Source organism: Planctobacterium sp. AWM4_229, assembly GCF_056160305.1.
The window spans coordinates 37,096-55,075 of record NZ_JBSWWX010000006.1 but is presented as its reverse complement, the minus strand read 5'-3'; the positions used below and the strand labels follow the sequence as shown (position 1 = coordinate 55,075).

The window sequence follows — 17,980 nt, the reverse complement described above, 5'->3', positions numbered from 1 at the left end:
CTATCCGATATTTGACAGCAATTCTTCAGTCCAGTCTCGCGCTTGCTCCATCAGTTTTGACAACAGCTCGGCTTGGGCCCAACCGCAACTCTTGCGTAAACAATCCCACTCGGCGCGCTCCAGCATAACTACCTTGTTGAGGATGTCCCCCATAAACCCGGTTCTGTCCAATAGGGCTACCTGCAATTCCTGCGGGATAACAAGATGTTTTACTACGGATTGCATGTCCATATTCAACACCCTGTCCAACCCGGAAAAAAGCCCCATAGTAAAATAACTGTCTGCGTCCTTGTGCTCTATCGCTTTGGCTAACAACTCACAGGTTCGGGCTCGGGTCAGCAAAATAGTAAAAAACGCATCGGGCACATCGCTGTTTTGTAACAGGGAAATAAGAATAACCCATTTCTTAAGTGCCGCTATTCCCAAAAAGACAACTGCCTGTTTAAGACTGCTCACTTCTCGCTTTAAACCTTGAGCCGGACTATTTAAAATCCGCAATAGTTGATAGCTTAATTTGGGATCCTTCGACACCAGATAGGATAAATCGTCAAAGCTTACATCGGTCTGTTGTAGTTTGTTGATAATGGTGAGGGCCAGATTAACATTGGCGTTTATCTTACGCCCCTCTATGATTTGAGGCCGTTCGAGGTAAAAACCCTGAAATAAATCGAATCCGAGCTCTTTGCAGCGCTCAAACATTTCAATGGTTTCCACTTTCTCGGCAACGAGGACTTTCCCCATTTCCTTAAAATCGCGAATAAGATGTAAGTGCTTTTCGATATCACTGTGCAGCAGATCCACTTTGATGAATTTGACAAAAGGCAAAAGCGGCGCGAATTTATCGGCGAAGCAATAGTCATCCAGAGCGAACTGATAACCCAAACGTTTAAGTTTGAATATCCGATTAGTCAGTTGCTCATCAACAGGCGTATTTTCCAGTATTTCGATAACGGCCGTATTGCGCTTTACCGGAAAAAAAGAATCTGACAACAACAAGTTACGGGTAACATTAAAAAAAAGCGGATATCGGGATAAAGCTTCATCGTCATTAATGCTGCCACAGGCGTTAATCAGCAACTCGCTTGTGGCAACATCACCATCGCTAAACTCAGCCTTATCGGCGCTGCTTTTTGAGCGATACAATAGTTCGTAAGCAAAAATGCTATGCTTTTTGGTGAAGATAGGTTGACGTGCACATAACACATCACTGTTGGCATACATTTAAGGTTTGTTACCTGTGCAATAGGCTTTGACACTCAACAGCCTGGCCCGGATATTGAGTATTTCACAGTCTCCGGGCGCATACCATAATACTTTTGCACTACAGCTCAACAGTGTGTACTAGCGATAAGACTCTACCAACTTATCCAGCATTCCTGCCAACTGTTGCAGCGCTTCACTGGCTCTGGCCACCTCATCAGAGACTTTCAAGTTTTCCTGGGTTTCCCCTTGAATTTCCTTCAGGTTCTCGCTGATAACATGAGCCACCTGGGCTTGCTCTTCTGTTGCAGTCGCCACCTGATTGTTGATATCACGCAACGCGGTAATACCTTCAGTGATGCTGGACAAAGACTGCTCAGCTTCCACCACTGACTGCACGCCAGTATGAGCCTGCTCTCGGCTGTCTTTCATCAAGGATACTGCTCGTGATGCCTCTTGCTGTAAACGGTCGATGGTCTTTTGAATCTCTTCCGTGGACTCACCTGTGCGTTGCGCTAATGAGCGAACCTCATCCGCCACCACTGCAAAACCTCGACCTTGCTCACCAGCACGGGCCGCCTCAATAGCTGCGTTCAATGCCAGCAGGTTAGTCTGCTCTGACACGCCCCTGATCACTTCCAGTACACTACCTATAGCATCGGTATGACTGGCCAGCTCATCAATTACCACCGCGACCGATTCCACTTGAGAAGACAACTGTTCAATGGATTGTTTCGCCTGCATGGAAACAGACTTACCTTTGTGGCTGGCATCCTCTAACTCATTGGCCGTTTCTGCTGCGCGATTGGCATTGCGCGCCACTTCATCAACGGTATCTCCCATCTGGCTGATAGCAGTTACCACTTCACCTGTGTGCTCTGACTGGCGCTTACCCAGCCTTAGCGAGGTTCTGGCAGAGTCAGCGACTGAATCTGCCTCACTGCGCAAATCTTCACTGGTATTGGCGACCATCTCCACGGTTCGTTGAATTTTCTCAACAAAGGCATTAAAGCCTTCTCCAAGAGATTGAAGCTCTTGGGAAGATTGCCGTTCCAGGCGCACATCCAGGTTGGCTTCCGCCTTACCTAAATCTTCAAATACCGCCGATAATTTACAGATTGGCCCCGCGATAATATTGGCCACAAATATTGCCAGCACCGCGAAACCTGCCGCCACGAGCGCGATCCAGATAATCATCTGATTACGGGCAGCGTTAAGTTCAGCAAAAATCTCATCCACCGGAACCTGTGCCACCACATACCATCCCGCCGACTCTATATAGCTACTGGCAACAAACACACTCTCTCCATCAACCGAAGTTTCTGCCATCGCGAATTCAGATCGAGACAATAGTTTGCGTTCTACTTCATTACTATACAGACTACCGAGATCACTTTTATTCAAATAGTTTTGATTGCGATGGATTTGTACCAAGCCATTCCCATCGGTGAGAAAGACAAATCCACTTTCTGCAATTTTATTGCTCTTTAATTTGTCTACCATCTGGTTAACTGACAATCCAATCCCCGCCAGCACCTGGCCATTAAGCTGCTGATAATTGACGAACATTTTTGTCTCGCCTTCTTCCGAGTAGAGGCTCATGGAGGTGGATTGTCCGGAATCTTTGAAAGCATAAAACCAACCGTCAATATTGTCGTTGTTAAGGACTCGGAGGAAACCTTCCTGATTCCAATATTGCGCGGTATTTCTATTTGCTACGGAGACATTAGTCAGCCCGTATTGATTTTTAATATTATTTAAATTACGAATAATTATGCTTTCCTGCTGATCAGGTGAGCCATCACGTATCCAAACATTGACAAACTCATCATTGGCTAGCTGCATCGTCGCGCTGCGCATAATGGAAATTTCCTTGTCCAACTCATTGCGGATGCGCTGCAGAGTGTTGGGCAGTTCCACTTCCTCTAACCGTTCCGACACCAGACTCCTTGCGGTGAATTGTCCTATTGCGCCCACCATAACTGCCGAAATCAAAACAGCCGAGAGCAAGGAATAAACAAATAATTGTTTGATTGATAAAGATGCTAAGTTCATTGATTGCCTGTCTTTTGCGCAATTGCTTTTTGTATTGTAGGAGTCCCATCCACAAAATGACAAACCCGATACCGAGGATTTGTCTCTTTTCCAATAGTTCTTATACTCCGTATTTCGACCGGATAGTCAATTTTCTACAACTTTTTTTTCACTTTCATGAACTTAAGGCAGAAAAACTGCCGGATTCGGCATTTCCGTTTACTTTTTAACTTACCGCTGGCAAACTCCTCTGACCACTTGACAGAATAACGAGGAATTTCCATGCCTGAATACCGCGCACCCTTGGCTGACTTTGAATTTTTATTGCACGACTGGCTCAATGTCTCTGAGCATTATGCCCAAATTGGTAAAGATGACATTGATGCGGATTTAGTTAATGAGATTATCACTCAAGGCGCTCGCTTTGCCGAATCAGAAGTTGCCCCCATTAATCAAATCGGTGATCAACAAGGTTGTACCTTAAAAGATGGCAAGGTAACCACCGCTGAGGGCTTTCCACAAGCTTATCAGAGCTACATTGAAAATGGCTGGAACGCTATGCTGGGCTCAGAAGAATACGGTGGCCAGGAGCTGCCTTACTCCGTGGCTATTCCCGTGCACGAGATGCTGGTATCTGCCAATGTGAGTTGGCGATTGGTATGCGGCTTAACCGAGAGTGCTGTGTTGGCGTTAGAAAAACACGGCAGTGACGAGCTTAAGGAAACCTACCTTCCAAATCTGATTAGTGGTGAATGGACCGGTACCATGAACCTGACTGAGCCTCAGGCAGGTTCTGATCTCAGCTTGCTCACTTCCAAAGCCGAAGCGAATAACGACGGCTCCTATCAAATTTCCGGAACAAAAATATTTATTTCCGGTGGTGACCACGAATGGACAGACAATATCATCCACTTGGTATTGGCTCGGTTACCAGATGCACCTGCAGGGGTTAAAGGGATCAGCTTATTTTTAGTACCCAAAATGTTACCGGATGCCAATGGTGAATTCACTATCGCCAATGACCTTTCAGTAGGCAGTATTGAGCACAAAATGGGGCTACATGGCTGCCCCACTTGTGTGATGAATTTTGACGGTGCAAAAGGCTGGTTAATCGGAGCCCCCCATAGTGGACTAGCCTGTATGTTCACCATGATGAATGACGCCAGATTCCAGGTGGGTCTACAAGGTACAGGGATTGCAGAAGCCTCATATCAGGGAGCACTTACTTACGCTAAAGAGCGTTTGCAATCGAGAGCCCCGCAAGGTGTTCAGCAACCTGATGAAAAAGCCGATGCCATCATCCATTTGCCCGATGTGAGACGCATGCTGCTCACCCAGAAAGCCCTGACCGAAGGCAGTCGGGCACTGGGTTTGTTATACGCCAAGCAGGTGGACATAGTGCGCTTTGGCACGGAAGAAGAGCAAGCCAAGGCTGAATCCATCGTGGCTTACCTGACCCCCATTACGAAGTCCTTCTTTACCGATATGGGGCAAGAAGTGTCTCAGCATGGCGTACAAATTTTCGGTGGCCATGGTTACATTCAGGAATGGGGCATGGAACAACTCATTCGCGATAGTCGTATCACACAGCTTTACGAGGGTACCAACGGTATTCAGGCACTGGATCTCATCTCCCGTAAACTGGTGCGCGATGGTGGTCGCATGTTGCAGAATACCGCGGCACTATTCACTGACATGATCAATGCCATTCAAAGCGAAGCAGACAAAAACAAGGCGTTAGAAATCCAGCAACAGTGGTTGGCGGGTTCAGAGTCTTTGATGTCCGGCGATGCCTTTGACACGGCAAGTCGCGCCTATGACTATATGCAGTTTTGTGCCTATTCACTATTGGCCATTTGTTGGTTGAGCATGAAAGACCGTGCTGCCCAAAGTGGCAATGACCAATTGGCGAGTAGCAAAGCCAAAACCTGTGATTTTTATATTAAGCGACTCTACCCCAGGGCACTCATGCACAAAGCTGCATTAGGTGACTCCGGTGACGATTTGGCGGCAGTCAGCTTAGACGACTTCTGAGCATGAAAAAGGGAGCAACGTGCTCCCTTTCTTTTTATTGCCAATATGTCTTATTGACGAATTCCTTCAACATGCAGTTCAAGCAATACGGTTGTAGGCCCTAAGATTTCTTTCATACCATAATCCGCCATGCGAATTTCAGTTGTGCCCGCAAACCCAGCGCGGTAGCCGCCCCATGGATCATCACCCTCGCCAATTTTTTCAGCGTCAATGGTAATGCTTTTGGTGGTGCCGTGTAAGGTAAAATCACCTGTCACCAGTAGTTGCCCATCACCTTTATCGGTGATCTTGGTGCTAACGAATTTTGCTTTGGGAAAATCTTTAACATTTAAGAAATCGTCGCTGCGCAAATGCTTGTCACGCTCAGCGTGATTAGAGTCGATACTCGCGGTATCAATCGTCACTGATATTTTAGCGTTTTCGGGCTTCTCAGCATCGTAACTAAAGGTGCCTTCAAAGTCGTTAAAACGGCCAGTTAACCAGGAATAACCCAGATGGCTGGTTTTGAAATTGATAAAAGCATGAGCGCCTTTGGTATCAATCACATAATCCGCGGCGTTAGCCAAGGGCGATAACATGGCAGTTAGTACAACCGCAGCAAGTGTCTTTTTCATAATATTATCCTCGATATAAAACTTATTTAATGCGCGTCATACGACGCAGTGTCTCGTCTTTATCTACAAAGTGGTGTTTCAGCGCCGCCAGAGCGTGCAACACCACCAAACTAATAAGTACATAAGCCAGGTATTCATGCACCAAACCGGCGATATCTTCCTGGTCTTCGAATAACTCACCCAGGCTCGGCACCGTTATCCAATCAAAAATATCAATACCGCGGCCGTCTGCAGTTGAGATCAAGTAACCACTAAAAAAAATAGCCAGCATCAATGTATACAAGAGCGCATGAGCAACACTGGCGGCTTTTTGCTCCCAGGGTTGGCCGAGAGCTTTAGGTTTGGGGTTCACTAATTTCCACAGCAAGCGCAATATCACTAAAGCTGCCAACAACAAGCCGGTACTCTTGTGCCAATGAGGCGCAGTTCGATACCACTCGTTGTAATAGTTAAGCTCTACCATCCACCAGCCCACAGCGAACAGTCCCAGTACAACAATCGCTGTTAGCCAGTGGAAAAGCATGGCCACCAGGCCAAATTGCACGTCGCTATTTTTCAGCATCTGCCATCTCAATGTTTTTCAATGGTGATAAGATAGCAGAGCAAAAACTAAATAAAAATGTTAAAAACACGGCCTTATCATTCGATTTAATCGAAATTAAGTATAAAAAAAGCTGCCGAAGCAGCTTTTTTTACAAATGGCATGGTTTATTAAAACTGATAACTCAGACGTACATTAAAGGCACGGCCTGTTTCACTAAATTGTGTCGTATCCGCATCCGCTGCTAACCCGGCAATATTCTCATAGCGCACATATTCTTTATCGAACAGATTCTCCACACCTGCATTCAGTTGCCAGTTGTCGCCATAATAAGTGGCATACATATCCCACACAGCAAAACCGTTGCTGTGAATTAAATCATTACCTTCGCTGTCTTGCGGCACATCGGTCATCCCCTTGGCAACGCGGATAGCGTTACTAAACTGCCAGTTATTCCAGCTGTAATTCACGAGTATGTTGCCCTGTAAGGGGCTGATGGAGGTCAACGCCTGGCCGGTATCCTGATTCTCCCCTTCAGCCCAAGCCAGATTAACGGCCCAGTCCAATTCAGCACTGAGATTTTGACGCAAAGACATCTCAATACCTTTAATGCGAGTTTGATCGATATTCTGGTATTGGAACAACTGCTTTGACAGGCCAGGAATAAATGTGTCTTCAATACCCACCAAGGTGGATTCGATAAAGTTATCGAATTCGCTGTAGAATCCATTTACCTCTAAAGCCAAATCATCATTATTGAAGCGAATTCCAGCCTCAATGGTTTGGCTTTCTTCCGATTCCAAATCTGAATTGGGTAGAATTTGATAAATGGGCTCCACGCCGTGGCTTTGATATGCCTGATCGTGGGGTGGAATTTTAAAACCTTCCACATATTGAACATACAAGGCTGTTTGTTCTGAAGCATCGAAAACAAAGCCGACTTTGGGTGAAAAGGCAGTCTCATCAATGGCCTTCAATTCAGCGTCGTCATAGAGGCTGTCTTGTTTAGGCTGCATATCAAAAAAGTCTACACGGCCACCTACAACCATTGACCATGGCGAATCTGTCCAGCTGATATTGTCTTGCATAAACACCCCCGTGAGACGGGTATCAGCTCCGGGAAAAGCTTTTTGTGGCTCGTCACTAAATTCCGTGCTGCCATCGGTCAGAATACGGGTTTTGATTCTCGGGCGAGACGTGTCGTACTGATCGTGATCAACACCATATACCAGCTGATGAGAGACAGAGTCAGAAGTGAATGATTTAGAAAATACCGCTCGTAGCCCCCAGATATCCTGCTCGAAGCGATAATCATTATAATCAGTATAGCCGCGGGTGCTGGCCAATACCTGATCACTTGTTTGCTCGTATTGCGAAAAGTAAGTCTGTAAATCTAAGGAATCCCACAGCACCGTGGCATTTTCATTGTGATAATCGACACTAAAGGCGTAGTTCTGATCGCTGTCGCGGGTTTCATTAGCTCCTTGCGCAATGACCTGGTCTACCTCTTGCTCAAAAATATCCAGGGTAAACTTCAGGTTTTGTTGCGCTGCCAATTGGCGCACTGCTTTAATTAAAATCGCATCCGATGTAGATGCATATCCCGGCAAGTTCTCTTGATAATTTTGTATTTCGTTCCCGTCAGTATGGGACAACGCCGCACTTAAAGCCCAATCCCCGGTTTTAATAGCACCAGTGATATCCAGTCGCACTTCGTCAGCAGCGCCATCGTAACCCAGACCCGCTCCCAGGAAATGGGATTCTCCTTGCAGGTAATCTTCCGGATCCTTGGTGCTGATCACCACAATACCGCCGAGTCCGTCTGAGCCGTATAACGAAGAGGCCGCACCTTTGGCAACTTCAATTTGTTGCACAGTATCGGTATTAAAATAGCCGCGACCAACGATAAACCCGCCACCACCGGCATAACCATCGTTACTGCGTCGACCGTCTTTAATGTACACGAGGCGGTTGCCACCAACACCACGCACGGTAATGGTTTGTGGTTGTGCCCCAGAGCCTGTGGTGGTGATGCCCGGCTCATAACGGAACAAGGATTCAAGATCAGTCATCATAAACTGATTGATGTCTTCAGCCGTCACAACGGAAACACTGCCGGCGGTGTCCTCTAGCTTTTGCTCAATACGAGAGCCTGAGATCACCATGGTTTCCCCCTCGAATGCTTCTTCAGCAGAAACATTCGAAGTGGAAACACAGAGCGCCGTGGAAATGGAGGCCGCGATAAGTGTCATTTGATTAGGTTTCACTTTTTGGGTCCGAGATTGAAAACAGGAGAGTGCAAGGGGTTGTTCAGATTGCATATTGAGTTGTGACCTTTTAACTTTTGATAATAATTCTCATTTAGATTTACTCAATTCTAAACAAACTCTTCCCTCGAGATCAATCTAAATAATAATTATTTGCATTTAGATTTAAATTTTGTATCCTGAAAAAAGTCGAACAACACCACCATTAGGAAATCTCAACATGGCTTTAAGTTTGCCAGTTTCAAAACAACTCAATTTCGGGATATTGTCAGTATCAGCAATGCTGCGTTTTGCCGCGCTGCTATGGTTTGTGTGTTTTTCCGCTTATAGCGCCGCCTCCCCAAAAAGTGCGGAAGAACCGAGAATCATTACTGCGGGTGGCACAATTACAGAGATTGTTTTCGCTTTAGGGGCTGGCGAGAGCGTTGTTGCTGTAGATCAATCCAGCCAATACCCCAAAGCCGCCCGGGAGCTCCCCATGGTTGGCTACTACCGGGAGCTCGCCGCTGAGGGGGTTTTGGCCTTCATGCCAGATAAACTTATGGCTCTTGAAGGCGCTGGTAGCCCAGAGGTGTTAGAGCAAATTGCCGCCATTGGTGTCGATGTGCGCATCTACGATAAGCCGAAGTCGGTACATGATCTAATGGCATTGGTCGCCGCTCTGGGTGTGGATCTCAATCGCCAAAATGCCGCGACTTTACTGCAAGCACAAATACAATCTTCCCTACCCTCAAAAAAACAACTGAGCGACACCAAAGCTGTTTACCTTTTATCTGCAGGAGACAGAGGTTTGATAGCCGCAGGTAAGGAAACCGTTCCCCAGCTGTTATTTGACTATAACGGCATCCAAAATCTGGGCAGCAAGCATTTCGGATTTAAGGGCCTTAACAGCGAGTCGCTGGCACTATTGCAACCGGATTTTCTGGTGGCGCCAGAGCATGTGGTAAGAGGTATGGGCGGTAAACAGGCATTTTGTCAGGCTCCAGCATTGCGACTACTCGCCGCCGCACAGGAATGCCGCTTATTGGTTATGGATTCTTTGATGTCTTTAGGTATGACTCCTCGACTGGCAAAAGCCATTGAAGCCGTTAGCCAATGGAGAGAACTGAACTAATGCACAGTATTGCCAGCAGCTCGCCGGAGAGCAAATTGCTACATCACAATGCGGTTTCAATGGGTTTTCAACAAAGACAGCAAAAGCGCCATACCTTATTACTGGCGATTACCATGCTGTTGGTAATGGCCAGCGTTGCATCGTTGAGTTTTGGTCCGGCTGGGTGGGATTTAAAGCTGGCCCTGGCCTGGTTAGCCCCGGACTATTGGCCACAATTTTCGCCGCTGCAATTGAATATTGTTACGGATATTCGTTTACCTCGATTGTGTCTGGCATTACTGATTGGTGCCGTGCTGGCACAGACTGGCGCCGCCACCCAAGCTTTGTGCCGCAATCCGCTGGCAGATCCATCAGTGATAGGCATCAGCTCTGGTGCAGCGGTGGTTGCAGTGGCGCTTATCGCTTTTGGTCCGCATCTTAATTTTAGCGCCGAAGCCATTCTTCCCTACGGTGCATTTTGCGGCGCCTTATTGGTCACTATGCTGGTGTATCGTTTTGCGCAAAGTGGAGCAGGCATCCAGGTTACCGCCTTGATCCTGATTGGTGTTGCCATTAACGCCCTGTCCTTTGCCTTAATTGGTTTATTTAGCTTTTACGCGGATGACAGTTCCTTACGCCTCATCAATTATTGGACCATGGGTTCCTTGGCTGGCGCCACCTGGAGCACCTTGTTCTCTGCACTACCCTTGCTCCTTGTTTGCATCCTGGGTTTGTGGCTAAAACGCAAAGAAATGAGCTTGTTGCTACTGGGGGAAACCGAAGCAGAATACGCCGGTATCAACATCTCCCGCCTGAAAAATCAAATAGTACTGTTTGTTGCTATCGGCGTGGGTGCAGCAGTTGCCCTTACAGGCCTGATTGGTTTCATTGGCTTGGTGGTACCGCATCTGGCGCGGATTTTAGTGGGAACCAATATGCGTGCCATGATGCTGGTAAGCCTGTTACTGGGGGCACTGGTGATTTTGGCCTCAGACTGGGTGGCAAGAGTTATAGTACTGCCTGCCGAATTACCCATAGGCATAGTCACAGCCTTGTTAGGTGCCCCATTATTTATCTGGCTATTGCATCGCCAATTGCGCTCAGCAATGCGCTAATCTGAGAGAGTGATATCATGCTGCAATTACAATCTGTCCATGTATCGCGTGGGCACAACAAGATACTGAGTAACCTAAACTGCACCATAAAGCCCGGCAAAGTAGTAGCACTGGTGGGTGAAAACGGGGCTGGCAAGTCAACGCTACTGCATGCCATTGCAGGGAGCCTACCTTTTAGTGGTCGAATCAGCTTGTTAAATAAATCCCTGTCTGGTTGGCCAGCTAAAGATCTGGCTCGAAGCCGTGCTGTAATGATGCAGCAAAACGCCTTGAACTTTCATTTTGAAGTACCTGAATTTATTGCCATGGGCCGCTTTGCTATCGCGGAATCTAACTCACAAAAGCAGCAACGCGTGGCTCAGTTGATCCAGTTGCTGGATTTGCAATCGTTGATACAGCGTCATACCGGACAACTCTCAGGTGGACAGTTGCAGCGGGTTAATATGGCTCGCTGTCTGGCGCAATTGGATGCTTTTTCTGAAGGCTGTCGCAATAAACTGCTGTTACTGGATGAGCCTACGTCCGCATTGGATCTGCGCTTTCAACACCGCTTGCTTCAAATAACTAAAGACTTTGTCCGGACGGGAAACAGCGCCATTGTTGCCATTCACGATATGAACCTGGCGTCTCTGTATGCCGATGAAGTCATACTTCTGCATCAAGGTCAGTTATTGCGTCACGACGAGACCCAAGCGGTGCTCACTCCAGAGTTACTCGAACCCATTTATCACACCAGGATGCACATCGAACCCCATCCCATCCTGAATGTTCCTATGATTTTTTCTCAACCTGCGGAGACAGACTATGAGATCACAAGCACTTTCTGAAGCCAAACACCTGGTACACAGCGCCCAAAGTGGTGTTGTGTCCACCATTTCCCAGAACCTGAGAGGTTATCCTTTTGGCTCAGTCACCCCCTTTATCAGCTGTAGTGAAGGCAAACTGTACTTTTACATCAGCGACATCGCGCAACATGCTAAAAACCTCAGTCACGATTGTCGGATGAGTGTCACGGTTTTTGAGCAGGCACTAGAAGGGGACCAAAATGCCCATGGACGGGTAACCTTAGTGGGTGATGCCAAAAAACTCGACTCAGAGCAAGCCGAACTGATTTTACAGCGCTATATCATGCGCTATCCGGAAGCAGAGTCTTACAAACAGGCGCACGATTTTCATGTTTGGCAAATGGACATCGTGCGGGTGCGCTACATCGGCGGGTTTGGCAAGATTTTCTGGATAGAGCCAGAGGAGTGGCAGAGCGCAGCCAGCCCTTGGGACTTTGCCACGGAATCTCGTATGATTGCTCACATGAATGAGGATCACGTCGACGCCATGGCTTTAATTTTGGCCCAGCATCACGGTGTTGATGATAACAATCCGCAAATGAGTGGCATCCAGAGCCAGGGCTTTTACATGCGCACCGAAAAGCGCAACTATTATGTGCCCTTTGAGCAAGTATGTCAGTCGGGCGGGGATGTACGAACGGAGTTAGTTAAACTCACCCAGCAAGCCAGACAAGCTGCCTGATTACAGGGTGAGTTTTAACCTTTATTTCTGCTGACTATTTACAATCGGCAGGTGACTTACCCGTGATGGATTTCACTAAATCCTCAAGTGCCGGAGCCAAGTCGTGCTCCGGTATTAACACTTCCACTAGTGCTGCTTGTTGCGGCTGTAATTGAATACCCTGCAATACCTCCAAGAGTTGCTCGCAATTTTGTACCTGATAGCCGGGCATATCATAAGCTTCAGCTAAGCCCATATAATCCCACTTGGGTAAAATATCAAAGGGCGCAAATTTGCCGTTAGGTGTAAAAGCACACACATCCACAAAGGATTGTTCAATGGCATAAACACCGTTGCTCATCACAAAAACAACGGCATTCAAATTGTTGCGAGATACAGTAGACAGCGCCTGACACATCATCATAAAGCCACCATCACCTGCCACCACCAGACTGCGTTTATCACTGGCCATCGATGTGCCCGTGACACAGCCGGTTTCATGTCCCAACGAACCCCAGGCGGCATCACCTACAAAACTGTCTCTGGGCATGCCAGTTAATCTCGCAGCCTGATACAAAGACGAACTCTCCCCCAAGATGAGGTTTGTTGAAGCCAACAAGTCCTCTTCCACCAGCCAGGCCCACAACACCTCAAAAAAGGTTTTATAACCTAGCGCCTGCTGCAGTAATTCCGGCGACAGCGCAGGCATTGCGGGGATAAGCGGCAGAGCAACATCCGCCAGCGGAAAATCACAAGACTGCTCAAATCCATGACACAGGGTTTCGATAAATTCCGCCATGTGCACATTTTTAAAATGCTCGAAGCCAACACGCGCTTCTTGGGAATTCATGTTAATGATATCGGCGAACTGATTTTCCAGAACATCCAGGTAGTCATCGGTAAAGATAACCCCCAGCGCTAAAATTGCGTCTGCCTCATTGAAATAAGTATTGGTATCCGGATTTGATGCAGCACCTGCATAAGTGCCAATAAACAAACCATCATTTTCATCCAGCGCGGTTTTACCCAAAGTGGTTGTAGCATAGGGCAAGCCACTGGCGCGCAATAACTGCAGCACCTGCTCTTGCAAACCAAAACGGGCAATTTCGACACCTACCAACACCACCGGTTGTTTGGCGCGTTTTATCTTTTTAATGGCTTGTTGCAACATCGCTTCCAATGAAGCTTTTTGGCTGGGCTTCTTAATAGGGCTTAACTCACCTTGTGGCTCAGGGCATTGCATCCCCCAAACGTCTTGCCAGGCTTCCAGGTAAATGGGGCGTCGATGAGTGATGGCTTGCGTTAAGGCTTCGTCAATTTGTTGCGGTGCCTTTTTAGCATCACATAATATCTCCGCAGCCACAGTAACATTACTAAAGACGTTGCGATCCGCTCCCAATCGCCCCGTGGAATGGTGGAATAACACCCCAGTTTCCTGAATGGTGATGCGATTCTGTGTAGTAGGACTGGCGGTGATCACCACCACGGGATTGCGCTCGACATAAGAGCCCGCAATGGCGTTTAAAACACTAAAAGTGCCCACACCAAATTGCACCGAAACAGCGCCAATCCCCTTGTAGCGAGCGTAACCATCGGCGGCATAGCCCGCCCCTAACTCGTTAACATCGCCAATAGCGTCAATGCCATCAAAATTTTCCAGTGCATCCATAAATTCAGCCACATAATCACCCGGTACCTGAAATACTTTCTCCAGGCCCAACTGTTGTAAGCGTGTTAACAGGTAATCGGCTACCGAAAAATGCACTTTTTTAGCCTCACTTTTAAGGGCATTATTTCTGGACATGGTTAATCCCCTCATAAGCAAATTCGGTGACTTCGTTCAGTGTTTTACCGCAATTGCTGCAGGTAAACGGTGGCTTGTTTTGGTCGCATTGACAACCATCCGGGCAAGGTACAGGTAAAAAGTTAAAGCCGTGATTGGCTTCAAGCCATTCCGGATAATCAGGATCATTCACTAACCAATCAGGCTTATGCAGACCAAAGAAAGACTCAAGCGTGGATTCAGCGGTATTGAGTGCTCCCTCTACCCAACCTTGCTCATAAGAATAGGCTTCGCCAACGATATAAATGTCTTGCTCAGCTACCGGGTGACGCATCCGACACATTACCTCATCCAGGCGATAATTGGCTTTCCACTCGTGCCAGCCGCCACCGTAAGGATCTTCGCCCCACTCCTGATAAACCGCAGAATAAGGCATGGGCAGCTCTTTTTGATTGTGTAATGCCTCAATCTGACGCTGCGCCGATTCCACCATATCTTGGGTGATTTGAAACTCGTGCTTCAGCACCACTTCTTCCCCTTCAATAGAGCAGCGGCTTTGATTGGGTAAAAAGCCCAGATATTGCTCGCCTTTTTCCAGGCCTTTCCAGAAAGGAATGGTTTCGATGTCGTTGTAGGAAGCCATCAACAGAGAGTTCATGGTGTTTTCACCACCTTCCTGTTCGCATTCTGTCCCCATGTAATAGGTTTGACGAATGGGTAAGTCGGTAACTGAGCGCCCTGCCACTAATCCCAGGCTACGCCACCAGGGGCGCTCATAAGCCATAAACATTTTAAAAGCTTTTTGAATGAGCACAGATGGGATGTTTTCTTTTAACCAGGGATCGTTGAAAAAGTCAGATTTAATGAGCTCCAGAGAACGACGTGGCATCGCCAGGATCAGCTTCTTGGTATGCACGATGATGGGTTCAGCATCGTTGCATTGACGGGTTTTACCTGCCGAGTCAGTCTCTGTGGGATAAAAAATCAGTTCATAACTACTGTTCTCATCTTCCCGAAGCTTCACTTCATCCAGGCGATAATTCATATAGATGCGCTCACCACTGGGCAAAACCCCACCGGGCATAGCATCAAAGTTAGCTGCAAGGGTCAGTGGCAAAGACTGGAAGCCATCTTTTAAGGTCAGAAACACCGTATCATCTGAATATTCCGTGGCCGGTAGCTGAGTCACCGCACTGGCATTAGCCACATTGGCATCGTAACCGCCAGCGTCTTTCATAAATTGGTAAGCTTCGTTGCTCAGCACCCGCTCCAGCAAGTTCCAGAAACCGTACTTCCAGATTTCTTTACCAAATACTTTAAGCTGCATTTGCTCACACAAGCTCATGTCGGCAAAACCGGGACAAATCAGGTTCATCACTTTTACCTGAAGATTTTCCGGACCATAGCCTTTTTCCGACCAGTTCATTTTGTAAGGGATGCGATCCGGACACTCAGCAAAGTCGCGATAGCGGAAATACTCACCGCGTAGATAAAACAAATTGTTGTCGGCATGCGCCACCGGACTATTGGGATCATTAGGATCGATAGGTAGTGACGAGCCCATGGGAAAATTTTTAGTTTGCAAATCGAGTTCATTCACCAGGGTTTTCACCATAATGTGATCTTCTGGGATATAACGCATGCCTCCCAACTCAGCGATGACATTCGGTAAGCCGGGTATTTTTCGGCTATACAAACGCCCGCCAATGCGATTGCTGTATTCGAAAACCGCTATTTTCTGACTATCTCCATAGGCCTGCTGCAAGCGCCAGGCACTGTACACACCAGAAACACCGCCACCGACAATGGCTACATCTAACTCTAAATTTGTCATATTCCTTATTCCATTGTTGAAAAAAACACCTGAATACAAACCTGTAAAAGCAACAAGTGCATTTAATTTCTTATTTAAAAGGAGTAAAAATATAGCCAAATATTTTAAAAGTGCACGTTTAATATGAATATTTGTAAGCCCGTGTAATATTGATGATCGTCGAACGAGTAAGATGATTAGCGAAGTGAGGCAAACGTATTATTATGCTTTGGTGTTATTGTTTTCGTGCAGCGTGAAATATTTTTGCGGAATCTGATAAATTAGCCTGGCCCCATAGGCAGGAATTTAACCTCAATGCCCCCAATAACCTTATCCAACGCGGCCAGAGTAAAGCACTGCATTGGCACTGCTAACCTGCCGCTAAAACCGGTGAAGCTTTTTGGGAGGAGCGATTACGCAGCGCCAGACATCAGTGACGTGTTGAAAGTAGTGCAGAGAAGAAAGCGATTAACAACGCATCTGGAATCCAGACCGGGTTTATTTTGCAACGGCATCGTCTGACTCACCGTTACAGGCATCCAAATAATTCAATATTTTGCGGCGCCCTTCAGACGTAGAGTAAAGCTCCAGTGGCGTGGCATTGTCGAATAGCTGACAGGGGTGATTGAGCCACTTCTCTGTCATCTTGGCATCATGAAAAAATGACATCGCTTTTCTGTAGAGTTCACTTTCCATTCTTTACGCTCTGAATTGCTGCCCAAGAACGATAGTAGCAATTCACAAAAATGTAAAGAATCTGTCATATAGCAACTTGGTTAGTCTAACCATTCTGCTTTTAATGCCTGATAAGTACCATCGACTTTCATTGATTCGAGGGCTGTACTTAACTGCGCAACAATTTTTTTGTTGGTGTTTAACCCGGTGGCGATATACAGCTCTCTGGTGAGCTCAGGCAAGGCCAGATAACGTGCTACCTGCTCCGGCTTATAACCTGCTTTGTTTATTTCCAGTTCTTGGGATAATGCATTGGTTAATATCAGATCCACGTGCTTTTTAAACAACATGCCCCAGAGATGATCATATTGTACCGCAAGGCCCAGGTTGTGTTTATCGCTGAAGCCTCTTTGCCGCAACCAGGTTTCTGAGAAATAGCCGCGCACCGTGCCCACCACTAATCTTTTGGCATCCTCAAGGGAGTTGAGTTGTATATCGTTACGCTCTGCCAGACCAATTAAAAACGCCTGGGTTTCGTATACCGAACCTATCCATTGAAATTGTTTTTCTCGGGTATCAGAACGCAGCAAAGACAACATAAATACGTTGCTTTGGGAGGTGCTTTGCTCAAAGGCGCGCGCTTGCGGCATTAATGCTACTCTGGAGGATAATCCTGCTCTGTTGGCGGCAGTTGTTGCCAACTTCACTAAAAAGCCATCTGGCTGATTTTGATTGTTGATAAAATGAATGGGGGGCAGTTGCTCTGCCACAAAAAGAATTTCAGTTGCCGCCGCTTTTCCCGCCATCAATAGCATTGCACATAACAAGCCAGTTAACGTACGGCGGTCACCCATTTACGAAGGCTCCGGTAGCTGTTCAAGAAACGCTGAGAGGTAGTCAAACGCTTCGGCTTCTGTGGTAAACAGTACGTCGCTTAGCGGTTGTTCAACGCCGAGCTTTTCTCTGATGCGTCGGGTTTGTGCAATCGCAACCGGAGAAGTGAGTACATAAGCGGCTTGTACGCAGCCCCACAAGTGCCCCAACTTGCCCGCTGCTAACAATAACGCTTCAGCTTCTTCGGTGCCTACCATGGCCTCAGCTGAACTGCTGAGATAGGCCCATGGAGTGCCTTTCAGATCGCCCACTACAGACTCAAGATTTTCACTAAAGAATCTCAAAACACCCGCATTAATGGCACCCGCAAAGCTGGCCACCACGATACGGTCACGTCTCTCCAGTGAAACGCTGCCGTATTTATTCTTAAATTGGCGATTGTCGCTGGTTTGCGCATCTGTGAACATTCTT

The 17,980-nt window shown here is 47.1% G+C and carries 15 protein-coding genes; 5 read left to right on the top strand and 10 right to left on the bottom strand.

The features are described 5' to 3' along the window. Both ACXAGP_RS14205 and ACXAGP_RS14200 read right to left on the bottom strand, forming a co-directional pair. Nucleotides 1-1,221 (bottom strand): EAL and HDOD domain-containing protein, encoded by a 1,221-nt coding sequence (locus ACXAGP_RS14205; RefSeq protein WP_475262203.1) that lies wholly within the window; start codon nucleotides 1,219-1,221, stop codon nucleotides 1-3. Nucleotides 1,222-1,341: 120 nt separating this feature from the next. Next, nucleotides 1,342-3,255 carry a methyl-accepting chemotaxis protein gene (locus tag ACXAGP_RS14200; RefSeq protein ID WP_475262202.1) on the bottom strand — a complete coding sequence of 638 codons (1,914 nt, stop codon included), beginning with the start codon at nucleotides 3,253-3,255 and terminating at the stop codon, nucleotides 1,342-1,344. Nucleotides 3,256-3,516: 261 nt separating this feature from the next. Here ACXAGP_RS14200 and ACXAGP_RS14195 point away from each other — a divergent pair, with 261 nt between their 5' ends. Next, the gene (locus ACXAGP_RS14195; RefSeq protein ID WP_475262201.1) at nucleotides 3,517-5,268 is read left to right on the top strand and encodes an acyl-CoA dehydrogenase family protein; all 1,752 of its coding nucleotides are present in this window, start codon (nucleotides 3,517-3,519) and stop codon (nucleotides 5,266-5,268) included. Between the two features lie 50 nt (nucleotides 5,269-5,318). Here ACXAGP_RS14195 and ACXAGP_RS14190 read toward each other — a convergent pair whose 3' ends face one another. The 3 genes from ACXAGP_RS14190 to ACXAGP_RS14180 form a co-directional block, all read right to left on the bottom strand. Further along, the gene (locus ACXAGP_RS14190; RefSeq protein WP_475262200.1) at nucleotides 5,319-5,882 is read right to left on the bottom strand and encodes a YceI family protein; all 564 of its coding nucleotides are present in this window, start codon (nucleotides 5,880-5,882) and stop codon (nucleotides 5,319-5,321) included. A 22-nt stretch (nucleotides 5,883-5,904) separates the two neighbouring features. Beyond that, on the bottom strand, nucleotides 5,905-6,444 hold the full coding sequence (locus ACXAGP_RS14185; protein ID WP_475262198.1) for a cytochrome b: 540 nt from the start codon (nucleotides 6,442-6,444) through the stop codon (nucleotides 5,905-5,907). Nucleotides 6,445-6,593: 149 nt separating this feature from the next. Beyond that, nucleotides 6,594-8,690, bottom strand: a complete 2,097-nt coding sequence (locus ACXAGP_RS14180; RefSeq protein WP_475262197.1) for a TonB-dependent hemoglobin/transferrin/lactoferrin family receptor — start codon at nucleotides 8,688-8,690, stop codon at nucleotides 6,594-6,596. A gap of 220 nt (nucleotides 8,691-8,910) precedes the next feature. Between ACXAGP_RS14180 and ACXAGP_RS14175 the strand changes: the two genes are divergently transcribed. Genes ACXAGP_RS14175 through ACXAGP_RS14160 form a run of 4 tightly spaced genes read left to right on the top strand, consistent with a single transcriptional unit; the run spans nucleotide 8,911 to nucleotide 12,425 of the window. Continuing rightward, nucleotides 8,911-9,804 carry a heme/hemin ABC transporter substrate-binding protein gene (locus tag ACXAGP_RS14175; protein WP_475262196.1) on the top strand — a complete coding sequence of 298 codons (894 nt, stop codon included), beginning with the start codon at nucleotides 8,911-8,913 and terminating at the stop codon, nucleotides 9,802-9,804. Then, entirely contained in the window at nucleotides 9,804-10,898 is a 1,095-nt protein-coding gene (locus ACXAGP_RS14170; RefSeq protein ID WP_475262194.1) for a FecCD family ABC transporter permease, read from the top strand. Before ACXAGP_RS14175 ends, ACXAGP_RS14170 begins: the two co-directional genes overlap by 1 nt. A 17-nt stretch (nucleotides 10,899-10,915) precedes the next feature. Next, nucleotides 10,916-11,725, top strand: coding sequence for a heme ABC transporter ATP-binding protein (locus tag ACXAGP_RS14165; protein ID WP_475262192.1), 810 nt, complete (start codon nucleotides 10,916-10,918; stop codon nucleotides 11,723-11,725). Continuing rightward, nucleotides 11,703-12,425, top strand: a complete 723-nt coding sequence (locus tag ACXAGP_RS14160; protein WP_475262191.1) for a HugZ family pyridoxamine 5'-phosphate oxidase — start codon at nucleotides 11,703-11,705, stop codon at nucleotides 12,423-12,425. Before ACXAGP_RS14165 ends, ACXAGP_RS14160 begins: the two co-directional genes overlap by 23 nt. 34 nt (nucleotides 12,426-12,459) lie before the next feature. On the opposite strand, the gene ACXAGP_RS14155 is transcribed toward ACXAGP_RS14160, so the two are convergent. The 5 genes from ACXAGP_RS14155 to ACXAGP_RS14135 form a co-directional block, all read right to left on the bottom strand. Further along, entirely contained in the window at nucleotides 12,460-14,208 is a 1,749-nt protein-coding gene (locus ACXAGP_RS14155; RefSeq protein WP_475262190.1) for an alpha-keto acid decarboxylase family protein, read from the bottom strand. Then, entirely contained in the window at nucleotides 14,195-16,021 is a 1,827-nt protein-coding gene (locus ACXAGP_RS14150) for a flavin monoamine oxidase family protein (protein WP_475262189.1), read from the bottom strand. Before ACXAGP_RS14150 ends, ACXAGP_RS14155 begins: the two co-directional genes overlap by 14 nt. 477 nt (nucleotides 16,022-16,498) lie before the next feature. Then, nucleotides 16,499-16,669, bottom strand: a complete 171-nt coding sequence (locus ACXAGP_RS14145) for an MbcA/ParS/Xre antitoxin family protein (protein WP_475262188.1) — start codon at nucleotides 16,667-16,669, stop codon at nucleotides 16,499-16,501. Between the two features lie 107 nt (nucleotides 16,670-16,776). Further along, on the bottom strand, nucleotides 16,777-17,529 hold the full coding sequence (locus ACXAGP_RS14140; RefSeq protein WP_475262187.1) for a substrate-binding periplasmic protein: 753 nt from the start codon (nucleotides 17,527-17,529) through the stop codon (nucleotides 16,777-16,779). Then, complete coding sequence (locus tag ACXAGP_RS14135; RefSeq protein WP_475262185.1) at nucleotides 17,530-17,976, bottom strand: hypothetical protein; 447 nt, start codon at nucleotides 17,974-17,976, stop codon at nucleotides 17,530-17,532. Between the last annotated feature and the right edge of the window lie 4 nt (nucleotides 17,977-17,980).

What these genes read in the sequence shown, in the direction of transcription:
- ACXAGP_RS14155 (WP_475262190.1), bottom strand. Translation starts at nt 14,208, where the DNA reads ATGTCCAGAAATAATGCCCTTAAAAGTGAGGCTAAAAAAGTGCATTTT.
- ACXAGP_RS14145 (WP_475262188.1), bottom strand. Translation starts at nt 16,669, where the DNA reads ATGTCATTTTTTCATGATGCCAAGATGACAGAGAAGTGGCTCAATCAC.
- ACXAGP_RS14175 (WP_475262196.1), top strand. Translation starts at nt 8,911, where the DNA reads ATGGCTTTAAGTTTGCCAGTTTCAAAACAACTCAATTTCGGGATATTG.
- ACXAGP_RS14165 (WP_475262192.1), top strand. Translation starts at nt 10,916, where the DNA reads ATGCTGCAATTACAATCTGTCCATGTATCGCGTGGGCACAACAAGATA.
- ACXAGP_RS14135 (WP_475262185.1), bottom strand. Translation starts at nt 17,976, where the DNA reads ATGTTCACAGATGCGCAAACCAGCGACAATCGCCAATTTAAGAATAAA.
- ACXAGP_RS14140 (WP_475262187.1), bottom strand. Translation starts at nt 17,529, where the DNA reads ATGGGTGACCGCCGTACGTTAACTGGCTTGTTATGTGCAATGCTATTG.
- ACXAGP_RS14200 (WP_475262202.1), bottom strand. Translation starts at nt 3,255, where the DNA reads ATGAACTTAGCATCTTTATCAATCAAACAATTATTTGTTTATTCCTTG.
- ACXAGP_RS14170 (WP_475262194.1), top strand. Translation starts at nt 9,804, where the DNA reads ATGCACAGTATTGCCAGCAGCTCGCCGGAGAGCAAATTGCTACATCAC.
- ACXAGP_RS14185 (WP_475262198.1), bottom strand. Translation starts at nt 6,444, where the DNA reads ATGCTGAAAAATAGCGACGTGCAATTTGGCCTGGTGGCCATGCTTTTC.
- ACXAGP_RS14195 (WP_475262201.1), top strand. Translation starts at nt 3,517, where the DNA reads ATGCCTGAATACCGCGCACCCTTGGCTGACTTTGAATTTTTATTGCAC.
- ACXAGP_RS14150 (WP_475262189.1), bottom strand. Translation starts at nt 16,021, where the DNA reads ATGACAAATTTAGAGTTAGATGTAGCCATTGTCGGTGGCGGTGTTTCT.
- ACXAGP_RS14160 (WP_475262191.1), top strand. Translation starts at nt 11,703, where the DNA reads ATGAGATCACAAGCACTTTCTGAAGCCAAACACCTGGTACACAGCGCC.
- ACXAGP_RS14190 (WP_475262200.1), bottom strand. Translation starts at nt 5,882, where the DNA reads ATGAAAAAGACACTTGCTGCGGTTGTACTAACTGCCATGTTATCGCCC.
- ACXAGP_RS14205 (WP_475262203.1), bottom strand. Translation starts at nt 1,221, where the DNA reads ATGTATGCCAACAGTGATGTGTTATGTGCACGTCAACCTATCTTCACC.